This is a genomic window from Parachlamydia sp., assembly GCF_050255895.1.
GTDB classification, from domain to species: Bacteria; Chlamydiota; Chlamydiia; order Chlamydiales; family Parachlamydiaceae; genus Parachlamydia; species Parachlamydia acanthamoebae.
The window spans coordinates 1-2,887 of sequence record NZ_JBFWIR010000118.1; the positions used below are offsets into that span (position 1 = coordinate 1).

Genomic DNA, 2,887 nt, shown 5'->3' on the forward strand with positions numbered 1-2,887 from the left:
GATCTGAATGCAAAGTGTTTTTTCGGAAAAATAAATTTGATAATGCCGCAAATGCAGCTGCGGCAAATGAAATAGCTAGAGCATTCATCAATTATCCTTTTCCTATTTTTTGAAGAATATTATATAACATTAAGGAATAAGATAAAATCCAAAATAGTTGTGATCTTGCAATTATCCTTTATTTTCCACTTCAGAAATGACGTATTGGAAGTTGGCAAATATCGTTTGCCAAGGATATCCTTGAAGCTTAAATAAAGGCCATACTGTTTTTTTGGCCTTTGACAATATCTCCAATTGAAAGCGACAACCCCATTTCTTTAGCTTTTAATAATGTGTAAGTGTTTTCTATCCTGACAGCTTCTCCGTGAGCAAAAGAAAAATCTTCACCATCAGTAGAGACTAGGTCATCAAAATCTTTTCCACGATCCCATTTGAGCGATAAAATTTCTGAAAGTTCACGTAAACGAACAACGGCTTTCTCCTCGCCAGTTAAACTTTTATAATTTTCCCAACTACCAAGACTGTTTAATCTTTCAAAATGCTTCCGTATGGCTTCATCTTGAAAGAGCGCATTTAAGTTGGCTACATGACGCAAAAAGCTGGCCTCTTTTTTAGGAGACAGACTTGAAGCTTTTGCTAAATTTTGCATTTTGCGCAAAATTTTATATTCCATTCTTGCTTGAGTATTATTCAGCGCATCAATGTGAAAAACAAGTTTAGCCAGAATCATATCTTGGAGAGTTGAACAATATTTTCTTTCAATTTCTCTAATACTGAGATCAGAAAGCAGAGTTTGCACAACTTTTAAAAGAGCTTCAGGCTTGTATTGCTTGAAATAATTATTTTTATAACAACAGTGAATCAAAAGCAGCGCTGTTTGAGAAAAATTAAAAATCTGAATATGGTGTGTATTACAATGAAGAGATGCAAAAAAGTAATGGCTCCAAACGATTTCGCTGATTTCATCTTTTGTCAAATCTATTTGAAAGTCACTAGTCTCAAAAAAGTCGATATAACCCTTTATTTCATCCAAAGAGGGTAACTCTAGAGATGAAAAACTCTGAATGTGCTCATTTAGGTTATCTTGATTAAAAAACCATTCGGGAAACGACCCTTTTTCTTTGGAGAGAAGTAAAAAATCTAATGCTTTCAAAGTGAGAGAATTGGCCATTTCTTTTGCTTTTGCTAAGAGGTAAATATTTTTAATTTCGACATATAGATAATCTATTTTTTCCTTCGAAATCTAATTGAATATTTTCTAGTGTAAGATTTTTTGAAAAAATGATCATCCATTTTATTTGTTAAAAAGGAAAATTTTAACAAAGAATTACTTATCTAGCAAGGTTAGAATCCCAATAGTTGAATTGCTTTAAGCAATCTCATTTTCCTTTTTTAAACAACTCTACATAGGCGCGTGAAGAATTTAAATTCCAAACGATTCTATCACCAGGTTTAACTCCATGCTTTGCAAACCAACCTTTGTTCATTTCTATCACATATAGCGTCCCAGGGGGAAAGCTCTTACTTTTTTGTAAGAAAAAGGCATAGATCTTGTCATTAGGAGGATATTTCTTCATATCACTTAATCTTTTTACAGGTCTGTTGGGATCCATCATTTCGGGATAAGACTTTAGCTCTACTATTTCAAGAATGATTCCTTGATCATCTAAAAAAGCAGCTGAAAGATCGATCAATGTATTAAACATCCAAAGACTTTTTGGAAAATAAAAAATCATTCCTCGGTTTTCAGGCAAGTAATCACGTTGCATGAGTCCCCATGCACGCTGTTCACTTGTAAGCGCGACCTCTATTTCAATAGGAATCCTAAGGGCAGATAAAGGAATAAATATGCTGATTGTAGAGAGAAGAAAACTGCAAAATATACGCATGCTTGAACTCTTTAAAAAAGGCCTATAGATATTGGAAGAGTTATAAAGCGATGAAATCCGGAAAGAATGAGAAAGAATCTCTTCGCTTCTATCATTACATCTAATTTTTTTAATATTTTCAGTTTCGAAAATCAGAATGCTAATTTACTCTAAAAACTTCTCATTTGTCTAAATGGATTTCTATTTTAGTTAAATAAAAAAAAAGTTATTTTTAGGCTAAAAAAATCCGGGGAGATAAAATGGGCCTGAATATTTCACATCCACAAATAGGTGTTGATCCTTATTTTTTAGCAAAAGATGCTTTAAAAAAAGATCGCGTTAATCTAGATGATGAGAAAGAAAATACCACTTCTTCTCTTAGAAATTTCACATTTTCAGATTTTAATACCCCTCATCAAAAAAGGCAGCTAGCCGATCGACAATTTCGGGTAGAAAGATCGATCTTCATCTTGGAACAACATATTGAAAAAAAAGTCATGAGTATTTTTTTTCAGGCGATTGTTTGTTTTTTAACAAAAAATGTTTTTCGTGAAGGCCATACGATCCATCAAGGATATACTGCGAAATCCTTGCATGGAGTCAAATTTCAAGCTGCTCACTCAGCTACTCTTCCTTGTCTATTTGCAAAGCAAGGAGACACCGAAATCGTTTATCTTTACCGTTCTGGATATTATGACGAAAGTAATGCAACTTTAGATGTTATTAAAGCAATCAACGACGCAGATCGATCTATTGAGGAAAAAACAAAGGATAGTTTGCTAAGACAAAAGGCAATTGCTTTGTTGAATTTGACTTCTGTAGGGAAAATTACCCCTGAAGAAGTTGTAACGCATTTTGTCAATCATTTGATTGAAGAAATAGACAAAGCCCTAACTCGTGAAATTCAATCAGCTAAAGGAGAAATTGATGTTGCAAAACGAGAAAGAATACTCGAAATTATAGATGTTTTGCATTTTTACCGAAAGAAAGCTGCCTCTTTAATTCCTTTTGTCAATCAG

The 2,887-nt window shown here is 33.3% G+C and carries 2 protein-coding genes and 1 pseudogene; 1 reads left to right on the forward strand and 2 read right to left on the reverse strand.

Annotated features, from left to right (window positions below):
* Positions 1-247: 247 nt before the first annotated feature.
* Both AB7E63_RS13280 and AB7E63_RS13285 read right to left on the reverse strand, forming a co-directional pair.
* Positions 248-1,171, reverse strand: coding sequence for a hypothetical protein (locus AB7E63_RS13280; RefSeq protein ID WP_006340803.1), 924 nt, complete (start codon positions 1,169-1,171; stop codon positions 248-250).
* Positions 1,172-1,379: 208 nt separating this feature from the next.
* A complete protein-coding gene (locus tag AB7E63_RS13285) occupies positions 1,380-1,889 on the reverse strand; it encodes a DUF192 domain-containing protein (protein ID WP_006340802.1) in 510 nt (169 codons plus the stop codon).
* Positions 1,890-2,128: 239 nt separating this feature from the next.
* Here AB7E63_RS13285 and AB7E63_RS13290 point away from each other — a divergent pair.
* A pseudogene (locus tag AB7E63_RS13290) lies at positions 2,129-2,887 on the forward strand (helix-turn-helix domain-containing protein); the annotation flags it as partial.